The 22,364-nt window shown below is 45.5% G+C and carries 23 protein-coding genes and 1 pseudogene; 17 read left to right on the top strand and 7 right to left on the bottom strand.

Features of this window, described 5'->3' with window-relative positions; all coding sequences use genetic code 11:
- Window positions 1-48 precede the first annotated feature (48 nt).
- Both ACJJIT_RS09205 and ACJJIT_RS09200 read left to right on the top strand, forming a co-directional pair.
- A complete protein-coding gene (locus tag ACJJIT_RS09205; RefSeq protein ID WP_444900757.1) occupies window positions 49-579 on the top strand; it encodes a hypothetical protein in 531 nt (176 codons plus the stop codon).
- A gap of 499 nt (window positions 580-1,078) precedes the next feature.
- Window positions 1,079-1,801, top strand: a complete 723-nt coding sequence (locus ACJJIT_RS09200) for a hypothetical protein (protein WP_444900756.1) — start codon at window positions 1,079-1,081, stop codon at window positions 1,799-1,801.
- Window positions 1,802-1,893: 92 nt separating this feature from the next.
- Here the strand turns inward: ACJJIT_RS09200 and ACJJIT_RS09195 are convergent, their stop codons facing one another.
- On the bottom strand, window positions 1,894-2,589 hold the full coding sequence (locus ACJJIT_RS09195) for a hypothetical protein (protein ID WP_444900755.1): 696 nt from the start codon (window positions 2,587-2,589) through the stop codon (window positions 1,894-1,896).
- Window positions 2,590-3,170: 581 nt separating this feature from the next.
- Window positions 3,171-4,595: a serine hydrolase domain-containing protein gene (locus ACJJIT_RS09190; protein ID WP_444900754.1), complete on the bottom strand. Its 1,425-nt coding sequence runs from the start codon at window positions 4,593-4,595 to the stop codon at window positions 3,171-3,173.
- A 187-nt stretch (window positions 4,596-4,782) separates the two neighbouring features.
- Here ACJJIT_RS09190 and ACJJIT_RS09185 point away from each other — a divergent pair, with 187 nt between their 5' ends.
- Complete coding sequence (locus ACJJIT_RS09185; RefSeq protein ID WP_444900753.1) at window positions 4,783-5,640, top strand: urea transporter; 858 nt, start codon at window positions 4,783-4,785, stop codon at window positions 5,638-5,640.
- Window positions 5,641-5,699: 59 nt separating this feature from the next.
- Here the strand turns inward: ACJJIT_RS09185 and ACJJIT_RS09180 are convergent, their stop codons facing one another.
- From ACJJIT_RS09180 to ACJJIT_RS09170, 3 genes are read right to left on the bottom strand one after another with little or no spacing between them, the layout of a single operon-like run.
- The gene (locus tag ACJJIT_RS09180) at window positions 5,700-6,593 is read right to left on the bottom strand and encodes a sterol desaturase family protein (protein ID WP_444900752.1); all 894 of its coding nucleotides are present in this window, start codon (window positions 6,591-6,593) and stop codon (window positions 5,700-5,702) included.
- On the bottom strand, window positions 6,590-7,186 hold the full coding sequence (locus ACJJIT_RS09175; RefSeq protein WP_444900751.1) for a hypothetical protein: 597 nt from the start codon (window positions 7,184-7,186) through the stop codon (window positions 6,590-6,592). Before ACJJIT_RS09175 ends, ACJJIT_RS09180 begins: the two co-directional genes overlap by 4 nt.
- A 3-nt stretch (window positions 7,187-7,189) precedes the next feature.
- Window positions 7,190-8,350 carry an aromatic ring-hydroxylating oxygenase subunit alpha gene (locus ACJJIT_RS09170; RefSeq protein WP_444900750.1) on the bottom strand — a complete coding sequence of 387 codons (1,161 nt, stop codon included), beginning with the start codon at window positions 8,348-8,350 and terminating at the stop codon, window positions 7,190-7,192.
- Between the two features lie 60 nt (window positions 8,351-8,410).
- On the opposite strand from ACJJIT_RS09170, the gene ACJJIT_RS09165 reads away from it, so the two are divergent.
- The 3 genes from ACJJIT_RS09165 to ACJJIT_RS09155 all read left to right on the top strand — a co-directional run bounded on the left by ACJJIT_RS09165 (window position 8,411) and on the right by ACJJIT_RS09155 (window position 11,756).
- Complete coding sequence (locus ACJJIT_RS09165) at window positions 8,411-8,980, top strand: TetR/AcrR family transcriptional regulator (protein ID WP_444900749.1); 570 nt, start codon at window positions 8,411-8,413, stop codon at window positions 8,978-8,980.
- A gap of 279 nt (window positions 8,981-9,259) precedes the next feature.
- Window positions 9,260-9,859 (top strand): short chain dehydrogenase, encoded by a 600-nt coding sequence (locus ACJJIT_RS09160; RefSeq protein WP_444900748.1) that lies wholly within the window; start codon window positions 9,260-9,262, stop codon window positions 9,857-9,859.
- A gap of 223 nt (window positions 9,860-10,082) precedes the next feature.
- On the top strand, window positions 10,083-11,756 hold the full coding sequence (locus tag ACJJIT_RS09155) for an FMN-binding glutamate synthase family protein (RefSeq protein WP_444900747.1): 1,674 nt from the start codon (window positions 10,083-10,085) through the stop codon (window positions 11,754-11,756).
- 109 nt (window positions 11,757-11,865) lie between these two features.
- Here ACJJIT_RS09155 and ACJJIT_RS09150 read toward each other — a convergent pair whose 3' ends face one another.
- Window positions 11,866-12,354 carry an SRPBCC family protein gene (locus ACJJIT_RS09150; RefSeq protein ID WP_444900746.1) on the bottom strand — a complete coding sequence of 163 codons (489 nt, stop codon included), beginning with the start codon at window positions 12,352-12,354 and terminating at the stop codon, window positions 11,866-11,868.
- Window positions 12,355-12,515: 161 nt separating this feature from the next.
- On the opposite strand from ACJJIT_RS09150, the gene ACJJIT_RS09145 reads away from it, so the two are divergent.
- From ACJJIT_RS09145 to ACJJIT_RS09095, 11 genes and pseudogenes are all read left to right on the top strand, one after another.
- Window positions 12,516-12,860, top strand: a complete 345-nt coding sequence (locus tag ACJJIT_RS09145) for an ArsR/SmtB family transcription factor (protein ID WP_444884880.1) — start codon at window positions 12,516-12,518, stop codon at window positions 12,858-12,860.
- Between the two features lie 313 nt (window positions 12,861-13,173).
- Window positions 13,174-13,647, top strand: coding sequence for an SRPBCC family protein (locus ACJJIT_RS09140; RefSeq protein WP_444890283.1), 474 nt, complete (start codon window positions 13,174-13,176; stop codon window positions 13,645-13,647).
- A 108-nt stretch (window positions 13,648-13,755) separates the two neighbouring features.
- Window positions 13,756-14,406, top strand: a complete 651-nt coding sequence (locus tag ACJJIT_RS09135; protein ID WP_444900745.1) for a dihydrofolate reductase family protein — start codon at window positions 13,756-13,758, stop codon at window positions 14,404-14,406.
- Window positions 14,407-14,598: 192 nt separating this feature from the next.
- Entirely contained in the window at window positions 14,599-15,225 is a 627-nt protein-coding gene (locus ACJJIT_RS09130; protein ID WP_444900744.1) for a YdeI/OmpD-associated family protein, read from the top strand.
- A gap of 281 nt (window positions 15,226-15,506) precedes the next feature.
- Entirely contained in the window at window positions 15,507-15,989 is a 483-nt protein-coding gene (locus ACJJIT_RS09125; RefSeq protein WP_444900743.1) for a VOC family protein, read from the top strand.
- 50 nt (window positions 15,990-16,039) lie between these two features.
- The gene (locus ACJJIT_RS09120; protein WP_444900742.1) at window positions 16,040-16,729 is read left to right on the top strand and encodes a DUF899 domain-containing protein; all 690 of its coding nucleotides are present in this window, start codon (window positions 16,040-16,042) and stop codon (window positions 16,727-16,729) included.
- 79 nt (window positions 16,730-16,808) lie between these two features.
- The gene (locus tag ACJJIT_RS09115) at window positions 16,809-17,378 is read left to right on the top strand and encodes a dihydrofolate reductase family protein (protein WP_444900741.1); all 570 of its coding nucleotides are present in this window, start codon (window positions 16,809-16,811) and stop codon (window positions 17,376-17,378) included.
- Between the two features lie 374 nt (window positions 17,379-17,752).
- Window positions 17,753-18,502: an alpha/beta hydrolase family protein gene (locus ACJJIT_RS09110; RefSeq protein ID WP_444900740.1), complete on the top strand. Its 750-nt coding sequence runs from the start codon at window positions 17,753-17,755 to the stop codon at window positions 18,500-18,502.
- Between the two features lie 332 nt (window positions 18,503-18,834).
- Window positions 18,835-18,998, top strand: a pseudogene (locus ACJJIT_RS09105) (IS3 family transposase); the annotation flags it as partial.
- Window positions 18,999-19,241: 243 nt separating this feature from the next.
- On the top strand, window positions 19,242-19,877 hold the full coding sequence (locus ACJJIT_RS09100; protein WP_252081681.1) for a hypothetical protein: 636 nt from the start codon (window positions 19,242-19,244) through the stop codon (window positions 19,875-19,877).
- 380 nt (window positions 19,878-20,257) lie between these two features.
- Window positions 20,258-21,154: a TlpA family protein disulfide reductase gene (locus ACJJIT_RS09095; protein WP_444900739.1), complete on the top strand. Its 897-nt coding sequence runs from the start codon at window positions 20,258-20,260 to the stop codon at window positions 21,152-21,154.
- A gap of 118 nt (window positions 21,155-21,272) precedes the next feature.
- Here the strand turns inward: ACJJIT_RS09095 and ACJJIT_RS09090 are convergent, their stop codons facing one another.
- A complete protein-coding gene (locus ACJJIT_RS09090) occupies window positions 21,273-22,166 on the bottom strand; it encodes a LysR family transcriptional regulator (protein WP_444900738.1) in 894 nt (297 codons plus the stop codon).
- Window positions 22,167-22,364 lie beyond the last annotated feature (198 nt).

The following is a 22,364-nucleotide window of genomic DNA, read 5'->3' as shown; positions in this document are numbered from 1 at the left end:
AAATACTTCACTATTAAATTTTTCAGTGTGGTCAGCAGGTTGCCTTATATGGCTTCAAATACGATCAATACAAAATTTTTTCTCACGATAGCTTTTAGCGTTCTACTTATTTTGGTTACCCCCACCATAATAACGACAGTGATTTACTGGTTTATTGGTAGTGATTTCTCAAACAGGGCAAAATCTGATGCGGACCGACTTCTGGGAATAGCTAACTACTGTATTATTGCCCCACATAAAAGATCGGAGGCTGCATATTTTATCACCAACTTTAAACATGTAAATTTGAAGGAGGTTATAAAGCAGGCTGTATACTTCAAGTTATACTTGCCTTCACAGGAAGTTGGAAGTGGATTAGCCAGCGCAAGAAAACGAAATTACCACTTTGCTATTTATAATAGTGATGCCATGTATTATTGGAGCCTCAGGGAAGATAGGTTTATTAAATCTCCCGACTATGTATATGTAGCTTTTCAGCAAATTCTAAAAGTCTACTCCATGTACAAGGGGAGGCCAGATATTTTGGGAAAGGGTGGCTTTTCGCAACCATCATGGGATTATTATGATTGCCCCCATTGAAAAGAAAGCATTATTGAACTTATCCCAGTTCTGACCGGGTCTAGCGGTTTTCGCTTTTTCATTGGTAGCACCAAGCCTTTCTTTGAAAATTTACTGAACTTCGCTGTCTGAATACCACTCATGCTCTTAGTGTCATGATGAAGCGCCAATCTCCTCAGTAGTGATTTTTCTTTCCTTGCGAGTTTAGAAATTGGCAAGATACCCAAAAGACGCATTGATGATCCAGTGTTCCGAATCAATACTCGCCCAAGGAAGGTGTTAAATTACTTGAGTCCGCTGGTTTTTTTGGCGAGCAGACGTGTGTCACTTATGTTAGCAATCTAGGTAGCTCTTCATATTTAAAGCATGGGTTGGACTTCGCCATATAAACCAGGGGATTACTTACAAAGAACTTTTTGGCTGAAATCTAGTCAGATCTGGAACCTCGCAAGCCAACAGGTCAGATCTTTTCTTTTTGGGTGCTTGCCGAGGCATTCTACGGAAGTGGTATTTAAGTCAGATGGAACTCCAGCCTCCCCCCTTAGTATATAAAGATAACGAAACATCAATTTCATGGCGCCTTTGGGTTTCCCTGGCGATAGCACTGAGTTTGCATATGGTTTTATTGACAATTCCAGTTTCCGTGCCACCAGATAATCAGTTGAACAAACAATCTACAATTAGGTTTATCTTAAAACATAAAAAACCGACTGCGAGCTCGCCAATAAACAGCCCAGACAGTGCAGGTAGGCCCAAAAGGTCTGTAACCACTACAAAACCGAAAGTAGGGCAGAATGAAGTATTGCCTGCAGCTTCAGCTACTGCAAAACCGCCCTCATCAGGAATTCAGCAAAAACATGAAGCCCCGATTAGAGTGACAACCAGTGAACATAGAGACCTAGCAAATACTACTCAGCCCGAAAACTTATCGTCTCAAAAAGCTGTTACTTTAACGGTTCCCGCTGAATCTGGAGCAAAAAGCAAAGCGGTGGTTTTTGATCCGAGGTTAAAGAGAGCTTTGGATCGAGAGAACAACAAAGTTCGCCAGCTTCAAACAAAAGATACCCTCTACACAACAGCGACAGGAACCTTTGTTCAACTCAGCGGTAAATGCTTTAACCTGAAAGATTTACCGGCTGGCAGTGATAGCGATCTGAACCCCTGGTTTAGAGCCAAATGCCCCAAGAACTCTAGATCCCAAGCGGATATTGATCGCCTCGCTGAAAAATATGGTATACCTTAGACCCACAATCAATTGTGATGAATAGTATGAGCAAGGCCTCGTCCATACAGAGGAGACCTCACATAAGAATACCAACTAGCGTTTGAGCAGTCTCATGGGTGAATAAATTGGAGCCGAACTTTTTGCAGTCTTAGAAGGTTGGTAGCAGCATCAAACCTTACCCTTGCAAGGTAATAACAGCTTTGTGTATTAATCGGGCGGCTAGGGATGTTAATTGCGGTTGATCCATTAGCTGCATCAGTGCTCGTACTATTGACTACAAGTGTGAATGTTATTGCACCAGCGCCGAAGGCCGGTTGACAAACCTCAAATAGCATAGCTGCCATCGCAGAATTGGGGTCATTATCAGACCACCACCACCGAAAAAACTCCAAGGTTCCACCATTAGGTAGATCCCAAAATTGGGCATCGGCAAACCGCTCAGTGCCAAGCCGGCTCAGCTCAGTGCCACCTCCTACGGAATATAACCATTCCGACCCAGTAGTATCCTGCCGCCCAATAAATGACTTCGGCATAATTGGTGAATAGTCTGTGCTCCCTGTGGGGAATAGCCCCTCTTGGGAATCAGGATTACCCGATGCATATAAGGAAAAATCAAATGGACTTTCTGGGTCAAGCCCTTCAGCTACATATACATTAGACGCCGCCCTATCAAAACCCATGGCTTCAAGTGCCGCCGGATTAGTAATTAGATTATCTTTATTGCCCGCAATTACCATCTGTGAAGCCGCTGTGAAACTGACAAGTGTGGCGAGGGTATATTTAAGCCACCGGTAGGACATCTTCATATAAACTCTCCAAAATTAGTATCGAAATTATTATCAAAATCCCCAATAATGAGTAAATTCTGAGCATCCTTAACGACGTAGGGATAAGGTATGTAATTAGTAGAGAAATGAATTTCTGCAAGTAATCTCAACACAAAGGCGGAAAAACCTCTCAGAAATACCCCTCAAAACTTATTGAGAAACCCCAAGCGTATACATAAATAAATTCAATCGATTCAGCATGCATCTCACCAGGAGGTATTGATCTAATTAAATTTCTAAGATCAAAATGAAAACACCAAGTTACCCATTTTAAGAGATAAACTTACCCCCTAAATTGAGCCCAGATGATTTTGCGCTGGGGTTTTCAACTATTTCCCATGTGGCCCGCTGAAACCACAAAAACTTGAACTGTCTTTTGCTAATGTTGGATTATGTTAACAATTGGTGATCGCCGGCCGCTATGTAATTCGTTCTTGTCAATTCCATCCCAGTCACGAAGTATAAAAACTATGTGTTCTTACTGTACGTTGAGTGGGTAGGGGCCTTCTTAATAATAAAGAGAAGAGAGAAGAGTTTGAGCTCTTCTCTGGACTTCCAAGTTAAGGTACACGCTTGTAGATATAGGTTTTATCATCTTGGCGGAGAGTCAGCGAAACAACAGGGCCCACATCGGCTCCCTCAAATTCGATAGTTAGCCCTGGTACCATCTTAGATGCATATAGTGTGGATGATTGCGGTCGAATGACGAACTCTCCGTATCCCGCTGAAACAATAAGGCCCGTATAGCCACGACTAATCTCGATGACATCGTCCTTAGCCTGCTCATAGCGTCCGATCCCCCTTAAAAGAATTTTCTCAGGTAAAGTAATGAAATCTGGGGTAGGGACGATCTTAGTAGATACCGTATGCTGGGGGTTCAAAAAATGGTGGCCGATATCGTCTAATCCTTCGCCACTCGCAGCATCTGCCAAGGCAACAACACCGGCTCTCCGTGCTGGGTTAAAGCCCATAAATGTGCGTGATCCATCGCTGCTGCCGTTAGACCAATAATAGGTTTCTCCATGAGTCGTCGTTCTGCGCCAACCCAGGGCCATACGAGTGATATCATTGCCTCCAGGCCTATCGACCGACAACATCAAACGTGAGGCAGCCACCAAATCCTTAGGGCCCTGGCCGTTGGTGAACAAGTCGAGAAGAGTGAGGAGATCGTTGGCAGTAGAGCGCAAACCACCAGCCGGTGCGAGCACACCATCACTAGTGGGGCCAATCGGGCTGAGGTAAAAGTCATGGCCTTGAGCGCGTCGAGCTGCCTTTCTCGGGTCATCCTCTAAAGTAGTGTCACTCAACCCCAGTGGCTCTGTTACACGCTCTCGCAGTATCTCTGCAAAAGAGCGGCCTGACTTCAAAGCAATGCCCTGGCCTAAAAGTCCAAAAGCCAGGTTTGAATAGTTAAATTGAGAGCCTGGACTAGTTTGCAGATGGTAGCTTGGTAAGCTGCCATAGAGCTGTTCAAAGGAATAACCTGCATATTTATTCGGCGCATCGGGTACCGATGTAGCAAGGTTGTTAGGCCTAAGCGGCAATGCAGCACCATGTGTAGCCAGGTCGGTGAGGGTGATTTGTCGTCCTTTAAAAGTTGGAGCCTTTACTCCGTCTGGTACGTAATCCTGAAGTGGGTCGTCGAGCCTTACGCGCTTATGTACGACTTCAACAGCTAATAGCAGGGCGGTAAAAATCTTAGTTAGCGAGGCAACTTCAAAAATGGTATCACCGCCTAGCTGGTAGTCATCCTTGGCTTCAGGGTCCCGAACGGTAATGATGCGACGACCAGAGGGCTTCAGGGTGCCTGTAACCGCGGCATGTGCCCCATGCTGCTTAAGAATACGATGACGTACAAGACGTTGAAGCTCGTCTACACCTTTCGCTGTATTATTTGATAAAGCGTCTAACGCAAAGAGTGGCTGGGGCAGGGTATATGCGATGGCAGCCCCCAAAAAAACTTTAGAAAAATCACGTCGATCCATGGCGATCAGTACCTATTGAAGAAGTCAGTCAGGAAAATCAATATACGTTTACAATACCTAACCAATAGTTAATTTAAAACAATCAAATTGCTGAAAGAGTATCGACTACCAATATCTACAGAAGTTTCAGTATTTCATTCGTCATATTGTCAATGAGTACAAAGGAGTGAATTAGATTGAGCGACTTATGAAGAAATCGATATCCACAAAGGTCTGTTGTTTCCTTGTCAGCCTACTCAGGGGAATTAGCCAAGTCATCCTACAGAAGAACGCATTGAGTGGAGCTTTTTTTTTGTTTGGTGTGGCAGTTAACTCCATCACTATGGCTATTGGAGTCCTAGTTGGTGTTATCTCCTCAACAATTTTTGCACATATTAAACATTACCCGGTGAATGATATTGAAGAGGGGCTATTTGGGTACAATGGCGCATTGATTGGTGTAGTCATTTTCTCTTTATATGCACCATCATCACTCACCGTTTTCTTAATTATTGCTGGAAGCGCTCTAACCGTTTTAATAATGCGCTTAATGATGATTCACTTTCCTCTTCCTGCTTATACCGCACCATACATTATGGTGATATGGGTTATCTGGGCCATGGCTCCGGCACTCAATCTAGAGCCAGCTACAACATCGATGAGTGAAAAAATCTCAACTTGGGGGATATTCGAAGGTATAGGACAGATTATCTTCCAAAATAATGCCATTACGGGGGCTTGTTTTTTGCTTGGGATTTTCATTTCCAATAAGTTACATGCCCTTTGGGGCATCATTGGTGGGCTATTTGCTACATTATTGGCTGAGCTTATATCTTTATCGACAACACTCATTCTTGCCGGAATCTTTGGCTACAATGCATCACTTTGTGCTATTGCCTTAACAAGTAGAAGTAAGCTATGGTTTGTTCCACTTTCAGGAAGTGTATTAACTGTTCCTATCGCAATAGCTCTCATGGGTATTGACCTTATTATTTTAACCGCTCCGTTTGTTATTTCTAGCTGGACTATTTTACTCTTAACAAGAAACTCCTCCCTGAATTATTAAAGTCTCCCCATCCTAAAACCTAACATAATTTCACTGAAAATTTAGCAAAGGCTAACTTGTCATCTTCCATGCTTCTGATTACGCTCCCACAGCCATCCAGGAGGCTTTATCAGTAGCTGCCAACGCTCCTTCCACCCATCAGCCCGCCAGATTTGCTGGGTCAATTTGACATAACCATGACAGAAGATAATGATAGGGTTAAAACTCTTAATACGGGGAAAAACTCCATAGCGCACAGTTGCTTTCTCCTCTGCAAAGGTACCAAACATACGGTCCCAGATAATTAGAATGCCTGCATAATTTTTATCCAAGTATTCACGATTGGTAGCGTGATGTACTCTATGGTGAGATGGGGTATTCATAATCCATTCGATTGGCCTCGGCAGTTTTTTCACAGATTCTGTATGAAGTAGTGTTTGGTAAACCTGTACGACTACTTCACAGAAGAAGATAAGGAACGGATCAAAACCAAGCATAGCTAATGGTAAGTAGAAAAATAACGGGAATAGTCCATCTAAAGGCCCAAATCGATAGGCCACAGAAATGTTAAAGTAGGGCGAGCTATGGTGTACAGTATGGGAAGCCCAAGCTATATTGACACTATGAGCAAAGCGATGCTCCCAGTAATATGCCAAATCCGCCAAGATAAGGCAGGCCAATATGCTCCAACCTGTAATAGGTATTTGGACAATACTAAAATTTTCAAAAACATAGAAAAATGTTGCCACATAAAACACTGCAGCAATTAATGAAGTGATTACTATAAAAGCGAATAGGGTGATAAAGTTGCTAACTGAATCACCCAGCATACTTAGAGTTAATTTACGCTTAAACGCATAGCGCACCATTTCCAACACAAACAAACCCATGGCCAGCAGAAAGAACCCCTCATTCACCCAGCTTTCAAAATAATTAATTTCTTCTTGTGTAAAAACTGTTGTTAGAAAGCTCACTTTATTATTTCTCGGTTTATCTGATAAACATCGACAAATTGAACTGCCCCAACTTCCGACAGGGTATATCTCTCTACGACAGCTTGCAGGGTTGAACCAAAAGAAACCTTCTTCCAATGTTCTTCTAACCCAGTCGAGGTAATGTCCGTGCCACCTCCAATACGGATAACTTCACCTGCTGGCATCGCCTCACTAGCACCATCGTACAGAAAGAAACTTTCCTTTGGCAGTCCTACCGTTATTTGAGCCTCTTGATAATTCTCTGAGAACCCCCGATAAATAATAAATACCTTATGTGAACCCGGTTTCAGCCGATTGAGAATATCCTTGTTCTGCAACAATACCTCTACTAGATTACCAGACTCCTCCAAGGCCGCTGTACGGGTCATACCGTAGATTTTCTCTGGCAACACCTCCGTTTGTGTTTGTGTTTGCGTTACAGACTTAACTATAGGTTTTGACGTAATTGAAGGTGCAGTGGCCTCATTTGCTATGGGAGCTCTCGCCTGTGGAGCCAATGGTTGGGCCCAAGCCAGGAAAGTTACTGTACCCGTAATAACACCCGACAGTAATAAGGCATATCTAAGTTTCAATTTTCATTCTCCTTGCTTTACAGCATTTTGAGTTTTAGCTCTGTCATTGCGATCAAATAAACGTGAAGCCAGGAAATGATGAAAATTAACAATGATACGCTCCGCTTCAACCAGTGTACCGCCTTTTCCAGAGGGTGAGTTCATACCTCGTTGAACCCGCTCACAAATCCATTGGTCCTCTGCAAAAAATTTATCAGCGAATTTCCGTGCAGAACGGTTGCTGCCATAACCTCTGTAAACTAGCGAACCGGATAACACTTCTGTTTCACCGGCATGGCAGGGTATAACAGCCAGCCAGCTTAAAGAGCCTGAGTCGATAATGGCGGTAAAATTAGGGGGTAGCATCAATAATTGATAGTGTTCTGACTTACCGAAGCCAAGGTAGGATTTAATTGCACCTCCGGTCAGTGTCCACCTAAGGCAGCCGGCAGAGTAATAAGCATCTTTAGTTGGCGTAACCGTTTCCAGGGTTTTCCGGTGAACTTTAAACAGGTGATAACTCTCCATTGCGTTTTCCATCACAACCTTCCAGTTGGCGGCCCAGCGCTCAGTTTTCCCAGGCTCGAATTCATCAAAGACATTAATCTGATTGGCTGGTAAATAATCCGGTAAGCCCGCAAGTTGCATTGAAAGAGGAGGCGCTTGACCACTGATATCAACAAACACCAGGCCACACCAGATTTCTAGCCGATAAACCGGTAGACAGTGCTTAGCTTTATCTACCTCCTCCTTGCCGGTGAACGGTGCCCCCTGCAAAGAACCCTCCAAGCTGTAGCTCCAGGCATGATATGGGCAGACTAGCCGTTTGCTAGCATTGCCAAAACCAGCATCTAATAATGGCGTGCCTCTGTGTCGACAAGTATTAGATAGAGCGCGTAATTGTCCATCAGCACCACGGACTAGAGCTACGGGGGTACGACCGATATTTAAGGCAAAGTAATCACCTTGTTTGGCCAGACTGGATTCAGCTGTAATAAAAACCCAACCGTCCTCAAAGATTTGCTCCATTTCTCGCTGAAAGATGGCCTCGCTTGTATAAGCCCCGAAGGGCAGGCAACGAGCATCGGGGAGCTGGGATTCAGCCGTTCGTTGATAGTCAGATAACAGATCTCTCTCATGAGTATTCATACGACTATTCTCATTACTGGCATTTTTGTGAGACATGTATGTATCATATGGGCATTTTGACAGTGAGACAAGAGTGTCTCATTTAAGCGGAGAACTATGAATACCACTGACTCTAGAGCTACTCGCTCCAGAACCAGCCTCATTGAAGCTGGAAAGGAACTACTGGTGAACAACCCAAAAGCCAGCCTTAAAGAAGTTGCGGCGATAGCCGGTGTGGGAAGGGCAACGCTATATCGTCATTTTGAAACCCGGGAGGAGTTGATCCTAGTAATAGCCAGAGAGTGCTTTATGCTGACCAGCCAGGCTCTGGAACCAATTCATACAGATCCACAGCTCTCAGCGCGAGAAAAGATCCACCAAGGGGTTGTGGCCTTGATGCCCTTGGCTGACAGTTATCACTTTCTCCTATCCCTGTGGAATATTGCCGAAAATGATCCGGGGGTGCTGGCATATTATGGTCAGCAGATGGAAGATCTATCGGCTCTAATACGACAAGCACAGGGAGATGGAGATATTCGTAAAGATCTGCCAGTGGAGTGGATAACCTCAATGATTGATGCCCAGATTTACTCGGCTTGGTGGCTGATCAGCCAGAGGAAAATCAGCACAAAGCAAGCAGCCGAGTTTGCCGTTACCAGTCTATTTGAAGGTATAAATGCTTCGTAGGATTATCTTGAAGGACGCAAAATTGCACAAGCCTTAGCAGGGTATTAATTGGCCCTTAATTGTGGCTCGTACAGTAGCCATTAGTAACCTCATCTAGACGAAGAATAAGCGAGCGGGCTCTGCCCATTATAAATTTGATAGTTCGTAGTTTAGCTAAACTTAATCTCCCACAAGCATTCTCTTACTCATAAAGAACCTCTCACAAATGAAATGATATTTAGCTCAACTATTCACAGCTACCATACTTAGCTATTGAGGAATCGTTTTGGGAATAGAAGTATGAAAATTGTAGTGATTGGCGCTAACGGAACCATTGGTAAATCAGTTGTGGCTGAACTTAATGACCATGAAGTTGTAAAAGTAGGTCACAGCAAAGGCGACTACAGAGTTGATATTGAGGACAGGGCATCTATCAAGGCCATGTTTGAGGAAGTCGGCCAAGTTGACGCCGTAGTTTCAGCCACAGGAAATGCAGTTTTTGCGCCAGTTGAGGAACTGACATTTGATCAAATTAAAGCAGCTATCAACAGTAAGTTGTTAGGGCAAATTAGTATTTTCCAGATTGGCCGTGACTATATTCGAGAGGGTGGCAGTATCACTTTAACTTCAGGTGTTTTGGCTCAACATCCTATGCGGGGCGGTTCTGCACTCAGCCTGGTAAATGGGGCCATTGAATCCTTTGTGAAAGCCACAGCGTTAGAGCTCGACCATAAGCTTCGTTTGAATGCTGTTAGTCCACATTTTGTGAAAGAAACCATGGATATGATGGGTATGGATAGTTCTAGCGGCACCTCAGCGTCGGACACTGCAAAAGCGTATCGTCATGCAGTTTTAACCAATGAAACTGGGCAGTCTTTTGACGTAGTGGATTATATATAACCCCCAAAACTGAAACTTATTGTGAGACTTTTTATATCGATGATATGCAGTTTATTGATGGTTATGTATTAATTGATACACTAGCTTTTTCTTGGCGAGATTGATCAAGACGTGAGTTAGTGAAGTAACTACATAGAATATCCACGTAAATGCGATTGACCCCGAGCTGGTAGAAAATACATCCTTCAAGGAGAGAAAACAGCAATAGCCTGTACGAAATACAATGATGAAACTATTCCTGCTCAATCGCTATACGTTTTTTGGCTGTTGTGTTCTCACGACTATCGTCAGCCTGCCTCTGTTGGACTCTTACTCCTGGCTCTGGCCTATTGCCGCAATCAGCAGCCTTCTGAGTCTCCTAGGAATTTACGATCTGATTCAAAAAACCCATGCGGTGCGCCGTAACTACCCCATATTGGGCAATATTCGCTATCTCATGGAACGTGTTCGCCCAGAGCTACGCCAATACCTGTTAGAAGGAGAAGAAGACGAGCTGCCTTTTTCCCGGGCCCAACGCTCCCTGGTCTATGCCCGGGCCAAGAATGAGAATGCATCCAAACCCTTTGGTACCTTGATTGACGTCTACGAACCTGGTTTTGAGTTTATCAATCACTCCATACGCCCCAAGGAGGTCAGAGAGCACAAGAGCTTCAGGGTGCTCATAGGGGGACCTCAGTGCAGCCAGCCTTATTCGGCCTCGATCTTCAATATCTCCGCCATGAGCTTTGGGTCCCTTAGTGCCAACGCCATCAGGGCCCTGAACAAGGGCGCCAAGCTGGGGGACTTTGCCCATGATACAGGGGAGGGCAGCATCAGCCCCTATCATCGCGAGTTCGGCGGCGATCTGATTTGGGAAATAGGCTCGGGTTACTTTGGTTGTCGAGCCCAGGACGGCAGCTTCGATCCAGACCGCTTCAAGGCACAGGCTTGTAACCCGCAAATTAAAATGATTGAGCTAAAACTCAGCCAGGGCGCCAAGCCCGGCCATGGCGGCATCCTACCCGGGCACAAAGTGACTGCGGAGATAGCATCCACCCGCGGCGTACCTGAGGGCGAGGACTGCATCTCACCTTCGAGCCACAGCAGCTTTTCTACCCCCCTTGAGTTGCTGGCTTTTATCAAACAACTGAGGGAACTTAGCGGCGGTAAACCAGTGGGTTTTAAGCTGGCCCTCGGACACCCCTGGGAATTTATGGGCATCGCAAAGGCCATGCTCCAAAGTGACATATTGCCAGATTTTATCGTGGTAGATGGCAAGGAAGGGGGTACTGGAGCAGCACCGTTGGAATTCACCAATCATATCGGCGTGCCCCTGCGCGAAGGCCTACTGTTTATCCACAATACCCTGGTCGGCCTGAACCTGCGAGACAAGATCAAGATAGGTGCCAGCGGCAAGATAATCTCGGCGTTCGATATTGCCAGCGTGCTGGCTATAGGGGCCGACTGGGCCAACTCGGCACGCGGCTTTATGTTTGCAATCGGCTGTATCCAATCCCAATCCTGCCACACTAACCAGTGCCCCACGGGCGTGGCCACCCAAGACAAGCTGCGACAGCGAGCCCTGGTGGTGCCAGAGAAAGCCGACAGGGTACATAATTTCCACCACAACACCCTTAGTACCCTGGCCGAGATGTTAGCCGCCGCCGGATTAGAGCATCCATCACAGCTAGAAGGAAAACACCTAGTACGTCGTACCGGTGGCACAGAAGTTCAGCTATTTTCGCAAATCCACGTCTACCTCAAGCCTGGCGAATTGCTCAGGGCGCATAACGAGGGGGGCTTCTATGCCCGGGCCTGGCGTATGGCACGTGCCGACAGTTTTGATCCAACCGAGAACGACCCAGCCGGCATCGATTCGGAAAGCGAGGCCGACACAGCTGAGCTTGCGCTCAGTTGACCAGGGATCATGCCCCCCAAACTGTTGTGCCAAGGATCCAAGACCTGAGGCTCCTGAAATAAACATTCTTAACCAGTGAGATTAAAATCACGACTTTAATCAATCACCCTCAGATCAGATTTGCCGATCCAGAAAATAGATCATCCATACATCGAAGTGATTGGGCCCAACTAATCGCCGCCAGCTCTGCGTAGTCAGGGTTTAGAAGTGTATGCGTAAGCGAAACAACAGTGCCAAGTTCACTGCTTTTGAACACAACTTCGACCAATGACGAATTCTTTTGCGGTTCGGTGCCGTTTGGCAAGCTGAGATTGCAATGTTTATGGACCTCAAAACTTAGGAACTTCGGTCTGTCGACACGACGATATACTCCAGACATTACGCAAGAGCTGCCGTCTGGAGCTGTCATCTCAAAAGCAAAGCTCCTGCCAACCTCTGCCGTGAGATTGAGCACACGCGTAGTGAAACCGTCAGGCCCCCACCATTTTGCAACCATGCTCGGCGTAACCCAGGCTGTAAAGACTTCTTCCGGTGTTGCCCTGACGGTGTAGGAGATAGGCTTGGTTTGAACGTCCGCTTGATAGGAAAAATCGATCACTATTGCACCTTGTTCTTTTTATCAGGAGGTTTCCTGCTTTCTGTTAACACTAAAACATATCTTTTAGGGAGGAGATGAAGCACTTTTGTTAGGGTGTTTTTTACGGGCATTAGCAAACCGCGGCCATTGCCTAACGATTTTACACCTATATACTTAGTCAAATGGGTAACAATCACGAAAATCTGAATACAGTCTTCCAAGCCTTAGCAGATCCAACGCGCCGCGCTGTCATTCAGCACCTGACCAGCGGACCGGCATCAATCACCGAGCTCGCTAAACCGTTTGAAATGGCACTACCTTCATTCATGAAGCACATAGGTGTGCTGGAGGATGCGGGCTTGATCCGCTCCAAGAAAATTGGCCGCGTACGAACCTGCGAGATCAAGCCGAAGCAACTGACAGCTGCAGAAACTTGGATTAATACACAGACGGCCCAGTGGGAAGGCCGGATGGCAAGAATGGCGAGCTTTGTCGAAGCACTTGGCGCTGAAGGACAGGATGACTGAGTACGATAGAGACACAGGGTGCCATATTACAAACCCTGTAGGTCCCCCCTCCATTCCAATAGCCGACTACTTGATCTTCTGTTAAAAAACTGGAGGGCGTGATCGGCTCACCTACCTCACCCCCTTATGACATTGCCGATCATTGTTGTTATGTCATTGCACCTCACTTTAAGCAGATAGAGGTCAATTCTCTTACTCTTTTGCGCCACTAGTAAGTTATCCATTGACCTAACTATTATTGCTTTTTATAGTTATCCAATCAGCTAACTATTAGTCGGTAGCCTGGGAACTGCCATTAAGCAAAGGGACTAGCATGAGCCAACAGTTATCGCACGACACCATATCCATCAGTAAAACAATCAAAGCACCAGCAGAACAGGTTTTTTCAGCATGGGAAAACCCAAAAGCCCGCTCAATATGGGGGGCACCTTCTAAGGATGAGGCAGTCGAGTTTATTGAAAACGACTTTCGCGTCGGAGGCCTTGACGTACATCGGTGCGGCCAAAAGAATGATCTGCAATTCCGAGTCGAAACACACTACTACGACATCAGTAAGCCGCATCGCCTGCTTTTTACCGAGCGTGTGTATACCGACGACTCTTTATTGAGTGCCTCTTTGATCACAGTAGCGATTAGCCAAAATAAGCGCGCGACTGAACTCCAGGTGACGATACAGATCACCTCACTGGTCGGTTTGGGAATGATCGACGGAACACGCAATGGATGGCAGTGCGCTCTTTCTAATCTCGCCGCTTACCTGGAGGCAACAAGGGTGGAAGTCGAATAAAGAAGATCAATAACCTATCTCTTCAAGTCTCAATGGTGATTGAAAGCAATAGCCTAAGCACAACTCGCGACGCCATTTTGATCAACAAAATCACCAAGGAAGAACTGTGTGCGAAAAATAATTGTAAACACATTTGTTAGTCTGGATGGCGTGATGCAGGCTCCCGGTGATCCAGAGGAGGACACTTCAGGCGGCTTTGAGCATGGTGGATGGGTGCTACCTTATTTCGATGAAGGTGTAGGTAAATTTATGGGGGATGTCTTCGCAGCCCCATTCGAACTCCTGCTTGGCCATCGGACTTACGAAATTTTTGCTGCCCATTGGCCAAAAGTAGCTGTTGATCCTCCACCTGAGGGTGTTGATGATGGCGAAATCCAGATGGCCCAAAAAATTGACAGTACAATACGGTATGTGGCCTCGCGCACGAAACCTGAATTTACCTGGGAAGGCAGCGAATGGCTGGGCGATGATCCGGTCGCACGACTTCGTGAAATCAAGGCTATCAATGGTCCTGACTTGCTGGTTCCGGGCAGTGCCAATTTTATTCAGACTCTACTTAAAGCAGACCTGGTAGATCAGTTTAAACTGCTGATTTTTCCCTTGGTTCTGGGCAAAGGAAAGCGCCTCTTCGGTGCTGGTGTGACCCCTTTGGGGTTCCATGTACAGCAATCTACGACGACAGATAGTGGCGCTATTTGCGTAACTTACATGCGGGATGGAAGTATCACCACTGGAGACTTCTCGCTTCAACAAGATTAACGCCGGCAGCCCAATCGCAAACTGGCATATTATGACGCTGATCAAAACTCACAGATAAATATGGAACGCCATAGTTGCTAAATTACGAGGGTCCAAAGGCAGAAGCCGTAGGGGAGGGGACATCAAAATCTAACTCCGGAAAAATGATAGTTTGATAGTGGCAGGGACTTTGCTCGTACGGGACAACCGGTTATGGCAATGATTTCAGATATCGCAGATTATTTTTCGAAAGGTTGTGGACGTTGTGAACGCTTTGCAACGCCTGATTGCTCGACCCAGAAATGGAAATCCGGCCTTAATGAGTTGCGCCGGATATGCCAGAGCATGGATCTGGAAGAGCACGTAAAATGGGGGCAGCCTTGCTACACATTCGCCGGTCGAAATATTGTCATCCTTGGAGCGTTTCGAGAGAAATTCCTCATTAGCTTTATGGATGCGGCGTTATTGAAAGACCCCAAAGGCTTACTTCAAAAGCTTGGTGAGAATACCCAACACCCACATATGATCCCCCTGAAATCCAACGACCAAGTGACAAAGCTCGAATCAGTTATACGGGCTTACATCGAGGAAGCGAAGGGATATGCCAAAGCCGGCATTAAGCCCCCAAAAACAGAACGCGATATCAAGCTCCCAGATGAACTGGTTAAAGCCATGGATGCCGACCCCGAGCTTGCAGAAGCGTTTCATGCATTAACACCAGGGCGCCAGCGAAGCTATGCCTTCAACTTAAATTCAGCCAAGAAACCGGCTACACGGGTTTCGAGAATAGCCAAGTTCCGCAGCAAAATAATTTCAGGCAAAGGCGCTATGGAGCGATAAAAAACGAAGTATCGATGAACAACTCGCATCGATCCAGAGCAACCTTTGGCATAGCGCAGACTTGGCTAAGCAGTTCTAGACGATATTTATCATGCTGAGTGAGGTAACAGAACATCCTCCTCGAGAGGGTACCGAGACCGCCATTCATCACAAATACCGAAGGGGCAGGGGTCTTTATCGAACCTGAACCAGGGCGCAGTTACGATATGGAGCGCATTGCAGCAACCTTCAAAGCTGACGGTGAAGAGACCGCATACTGTCCAATGCATAGGAGAATACATATGACCGAACTCGTAAACTGCCTGTGGTTTGACTATGGCGAAGCAAAGAAGGCGGCGGAATTCTACGCCGCAACTTTTCCAGATAGTCATGTCGATCGAGTCAATCAAGCGGTGACCGACTACCCTGGCGGTCAGGAAGGCAGTGAACTGACTGTCGAATTTACCGTACTCGGGCGCAAGTTTATTGGCGTGAACGGAGGCCCGAGTTTCAGGCCAAATGAATCCGTTAGTTTCATGGTTGTCACCGAGAATCAGGAAGAAACCGACCGCTACTGGGAGGCGATCATCAGTAATGGTGGACAAGAAAGCGCCTGTGGTTGGTGCAAGGATCACTGGGGCCACTCGTGGCAAATTACACCAAGACAGCTTCTGGATCTGACAACGAACTCTGATCGTGACAAAGCGAAGCGTGCCTTTAGGGCGATGATGTCCATGAGTAAGATCGATATCGCCACGATAGAGGCAGCCGCCGAGGAAGTATGAGTTCATGGGGAATTACTCTCCTCAACTTAACTCAAAATCTGGAGCTGATTATGGCTTTAATTCAGAGCAGGAAAACTAAGGAGATCTCCGGAGTAGTCCGGCAGATCCTGTCACCGGAGGCCTGGAAGGATGAACTCGCTGAACTCCGCAAAGCAGAAAAGGAGCTGACCCGAGCGCACGACCGGCTGGCAGAGAAACGACGGTATTCGGGTTGGGTGAAGATCGAACAAAATTATGCCTTTACGGGTCCAGGAGGCACTGCGACTCTGGCTGACTTGTTCGATGACCATTCACAACTCATCGTTTACCACCATATGTTGAAGCCCGCTGATCCCAGCCCGTGCGAAGGCTGCTGCATGGTCGCCGATCAGATTCCTCATCTTGCCCATCTACATGCCCGAGACACCTCTCTCGTCTTTGTGTCAAAAGCGCCGATCGTTGAGATAGAGGCATTCCAGAAACGTATGGGTTGGGCCATCCCCTGGTATGAAACCAAGGACAGCTTCAACGCTGATTTCGATGTGGCTACCGGATTTGGCATCAACGTTTTCTATCGCGATGGAGAGGACCTCTATCGAACCTATTTCACTAACGGTCGAGGTGTCGAAACACTTGGCACGGTGTGGACTCTTTTGGATATCACACCGCTCGGCCGCCAGGAAAACTGGGAAGCGGCTCCCGACGGCACTCAGCAGACACAGCCATATCATTGGTGGCGTAGACACAACGAATATGGCTAATACGGGTGCCTGCCACACATCATCCAGCTACAAAGGGAAGAATTCATCTACTCAATCGCTTGTTTAGGAGAAACAGGATATGAGGCGTTTAGTTGTTTGGAATGTGATGACGTTGGACGGGTACTTTGAAGGCACTGCGCCCTGGGCGTTGGACCATCACGGAACAGTGTGGGGCGACGAGTTAGAAGCTTTCTCTCTTCAGCAGGGCGATGAAATCGGCACCTTGTTGTTTGGACGCTGCACCTATGAGGGGATGGCCAGTCATTGGAGGAATGAAACGGGGGCGGTTGCGGACATGATGAACTCACTTGAGAAAGCTGTCATCACGCGCACACTTGAAAGCGCCGATTGGTCAAACACTCGCCTTTTAAAAGGCGAGGCCGGCGAACATGTTCGCGCGCTGAAGAGGGAGACAGGGAAGAGAGATATCTTCGTTTTCGGAAGCGCAGACCTTGTAGATACTCTGCTCGCAAGGGGCTTGGTAGACGAATACAGGATATGCCTTGCACCCATCGTGCTTGGAGCAGGCTCACCTCTCTTCAAAGCTGACGCCATCCAGAAGAATTTCGAACTCATGCGGGCGGACGCCCTTAAATCGGGCGGGGTGATCCTTCGCTACAAGTGCTTGCAGAAAGGTGGAGAAGTATAACAAATCGCAAAGTTTCTATTTTCTTTAAGGGCATTAGGCCTTCACGGAAATCCGTGGAATTCCTATATTCAAGCAGTCATATGGATTGATTGATATAGTTCAAATAGCCATCTATCTTATACCGGTGTAATCACCAATTTTTATAATGTCATGATACGGCCTCAACCTTTTCGGTTACCACTTGATTCGGATAGAAGGCGATACGAGCATTAATTACTTTGGCAAAGTCGAATGCGGCTTTGTAGGTCCATGCAATGGTTGAAGTAACTGGAGCGGACAATGGGGCGTCTTTACCTCAATATGAACCAGTTAAAAGAAGTGAAGAAGTGTGCTGAAAAGTTGAAGTGATCCATCAATATATATTGGATAATATTATGGAATTTAATTTCCAAAATCGTGACGATGTAGAATTAAAGGGTAAATTAGAGAATTCCACCGGGAACCCAAAGGCCTATGCAATTTTTGCACATTGTTTCACATGCTCAAAAGATATCATTGCTGCGAGCGCTATTAGCAAATCATTGACTAGCAAAGGAATATCAGTATTAAGATTTGATTTCACTGGGTTAGGTAACAGTGATGGAGATTTTTCCAATACTAACTTTTCATCTAATGTTGAAGACTTGCTTAGTGCTTACAATGAAATTGAAAACCGCTTTGAAGCACCAAAATTGCTAATTGGGCATAGTTTTGGTGGTGCTGCCGTATTAAAAGCCGCTGGTATGCTAAAGACAGCTAAAGCTGTTGTTACTATAGCCGCTCCAAGTGATGTTAAACATATCCAACATATGTTTAAAGATGAGCTCGATAACATCAATAAAACAGGACAGGCAAAAGTGGTGCTTGCTGGCCGAGAGTTTACACTTAAAAAGCAGTTTATCGACGATATAAATGAAGCAGACATCTTGGTTAACCTTAAGGAATTAAGGAAAGCTTTACTAGTTATGCATTCACCACTAGACAGCACTGTTTCCATTGATCATGCTGCAAAAATATTTAGCGCTGCGCACCATCCAAAAAGTTTTATTTCCTTAGATAAAGCCGATCACTTACTTATGAAGAAATCAGATGCTGAATATGTCGGCAATGTTATTGGAGCCTGGGCTCAACGATATATTAGTTAATACGACATATAATAGAGAATAATGTTGAAGCTTAGAATCCAATAAAAATATAGACTCGTCTGTTAAGGATTAAGTTGTATAACTGAGCTTTACTGACTTCCAGGAACCTTTGGATCAAACAACATAGCCAGCACCAGATGGCCTTTGGATTGCTCCCTTATTACATTAAACATCCAGAAGCTTAATTAAGCTCATTTTTCAAAATAACGATGAAAACCCTTGTTTTGTAAACATAGATCTTCCGCAAGGAATCATCGCCTCAATCCATCGCAGCCGCTACTTACTCAAGAATGAGTTACTTTAGTTTGACTGCACTCTGAGTGAAATTTTCGAAATTATATCGATTACGACGAGAAAGTAAGCAGTTACGGATAGAGAAGGAAATCTTAAAAAAGGCCGGCGCTTTCTTTGTGAAACAAATGAAATAAAGTACAGCATTATTAAGGTTCAGCAAGGCAGCTTTCAAGTGAGGTTGCTCTGCCGGGTAATGCAGGTAATGCACTACAAGCAAAAATGTACGAAATGCCAGGGCCTGAGCACAGAAATTCGTTAGCTGTTACAACGATCAGCATCGCCGTAATCAATTCAATTTTGTTACAGCCAATCAGCATTATCGAGGAGAGGATTACGTAATAACTCGTATTATTCTTTTCCACTCCGTTATATATATTATGCCTATCAAATTGGTACACTGGATTCACTACTCTCACCATCAGACACAACAAAAAAGGAAATTTTGATGTTGAATCTTAAAACTTTACCGAGTCAGAACGGCAATTCTTGCGCCGCTCACTGCACCGAGATCGCAGTATCAGGATTTGATATCCGTGCGCCAAGGCCACAGAGTTTTGTGGAAGACACTCTGTGGCCCGCCATCAAATGGCAGAATGCGGACCTACCTCCTATGCCAAACGGTGGTGACCATCCCTTAGTGGCGGACAACAATAGCTCGCCGATGCGTGTGCGAGCCTATGTGAATAACCAGTGCCCTGGACGAAATAGTCGGATTCTATATGACGCACAGCAGAAAAACGTATGCCTTCAACTCGCACAGGCGACCAATACAGCTGATTATAATGCGTTGTTTACAAATCTCATTCAGCCAAATAGTGATGGGGTAATGCCGAGAAACTTACTTACCGACACCTATTACAATTGCGCTTTTATGATGTTTCAAGGCCCTTCCCCTGTGTCTACTGCAGAAATAGGTTTCCATAATATCCTGGTTGCCAAGGATGGGACCACAGTCAAATATTATAACCCGAATGAAGCTCAACCAGTTTGGAGAAATGATGTTGGATGGCGAACGTTGCGTTATCAAAACGGTGGGGCGCATAGTTACGTTTGGAGTGGTATTGCAATCGAAATCACCTAGCAGTTAATGTTTGATGATGCGATCATTAGTATGGATCATGGGGTTTATCCTTGGTTTTGCTTTTAGCTTTAGGCACTTTCATCAAAACCGGTAAACCCTTCTTATTCAAGACGATCTGTCAGATTTGGTCTGATTTAGTCCACATCTTTACACCTTCCTCCAGCTTATTCGCTCCCTTATTTGTTAAGAAATACTAAATTCCTGCTAGAACTGGGTGTAAGTTACTCATGTCAGCCACTACTAATAGATCGATAAAATAAATCCGATTGTATCCATTTTCGCAACATTGTTTCTCTATTTGAACTAATTATTGAGTCAATGTGATGTACTAGGATAGATCGCAAGTTTTGGACATTAACCCAACACTTCAGGAGCTTGAAATGAAAGCAAAACTTATTTTACCAATGATTCTATTAAACATGCTTGGCGGAGTAGGGTCCGGCATCATGATCTATATGTCTGGCGGCGATCCGGTTTGGGTCGGCGCACTTTTAGCGACCTTGCCTTTACCATTTTTCTTGATGGTCTTGACAAATGTGTTCAGCATTTCAAGAACGTCAGAAAGATTACCAGTTATTCAAGCCGTTAACTTTATAGGAGTTGCATTGGTTGCTTATTCAACTTATTCGAACCAGGCTCCAATGTCCTTGTCTCTATACATTCCTATTGCAGCTGCTGCTCTGGGCTTCCTATCCCTTCACTGGTATATCTGGTCATTCTCCGTCTACAACCGTAAAAAGAGCAAAGCCATATCAAAAGGCCAAAAACTGCCTGAAATGAACTTTAATCGATTAGATAAATCGGGTGTGTCCTCCACTTCTTTTGACGAATCTAAAACACTATTAGTGTTCTTTAGAGCCAACTGGTGCCCATTTTGTATGAACCAGTTAAAAGAAGTGAAGAAATATGCTGAGGCACTTAAGCAATATGATGTGAAGGTGAAGTTTATCTCTAACCAAGGCTACGATAACTCAAGGAAGTTAGCCGACAAGCTTGACCTTCCTGGTCATTTTGAAATTCTTCAAGATGACAACCTAATGGGTGCTAAAGCTCTAGGCATTGAAGATATTGGCGGTTCCCCTGCAGGAATGCCTGGGTACCCTGAGGATACCGTTATGGCCACGGTGATAGCATTGGATGAAGGTGGCAAGGTTCTATTCGGAGACGAGACCGACAATTATCGCAGACGCCCAAATCCTACGACTTTCCTGCATGTTTTTGCAGACTCAGCACCACAGCTAGAAAAGGACAAACCAACTCTTAAAAGCATAGCCTAGCGAAAGGCCTAGACTTAACAAGCAGAAGGTTTTCCTCAACCAATCTCCCCCTTTCTAGAACTAGATAGGGGGTTCTCTCGATGAAAATTTCCTGCAATTTCACCTGACACCCTAAAGCCTAATTCAGCACACTTTGTAGAAATTCGATAAAAACTCTCGTTTTCGCAGGCATCGCTCTACCACTGGGAATCAGTGCACTAACCGGTGGACCGGGTACTACTTTCCCAGGAAACAACTCAATAACTTCGCCAGTCTGAATAGAAGAACCGAGAGCAGTATCATATACCTGAGCAATACCCATACCAGCGACTACTGCATCTATCAGTGTTCGCCCATCTCTGAAAATTGCCAGCGGGGAAGGGGAGAACTCAGTAATTGAGTCATCATTTTCTCGAAATGACCAAGCTCTTACTTTTCCAGTAGGCGCTCTGAAAACAAGAGCATCATGCTCTCTCAGTTCTTCCAAAGTCTTAGGTTTACCTTTCTGTGAAAGATATTCAGGCGAAGCACACAAGATACGTCTAGATCCGCATAATGTTTTTGCAATAAAAGAACTATCCTCTAGTTCGCCAATTCTAACAACGACATCCCATTCACCTTTAATAGCGTCCTCCAGGCTATCTGAAAGAGAGACCTCGACCGTAACCTTGGGATGCAACTGCGTGAACCCCTTCAAAGCACTGACAATATTTCGGCCTATGCCTATTGGCAAATTGATACGCAATCGTCCGGCAGGCTCATCCTTCCTGGCATGCAGCAAAAGCCTGGCCTCATTGATTGTTTCTAACGCATGTTTTGCGGCATCTAGAAATATTTTGCCTTCTTCTGTAAGCCTGATACTTCGTGTGGTTCTGTTGAATAGCTTAAGACCCAATTCCTCCTCAAGCTTCTTAACTGCCTTACCGGTGCCTGATTTGGTTGAGTTCAATGATGCCGCCGCTTTTGTAAAGCTGCCGTGTTCGGCTACGGCAATAAATACGACTATTTCGTTCAAATGGGCTTGTTGAAACACAGATTGTGTCCCTAATGGATACAATGAGTTTCAAAATAGCATGTTTATAGCGCAAATCAAAGTAACTAATCTTCCCAATAGTAGTTTGGCGTAAGTACCTGCATAGAGGCCAATTAGAGAGTTAGGCAAGTCGCCTTTTGGCCCACCGAAGGCTTACCCAAAGCTCGCGCTTCCAAACTTTAAACCATTAGAGGAATA

Source organism: Microbulbifer mixtoriginis (SeqCode), from assembly GCF_052467515.1.
The sequence above is the reverse complement of the archived record's forward strand: the minus strand, read 5'-3'. Positions and strand labels throughout refer to the sequence as shown.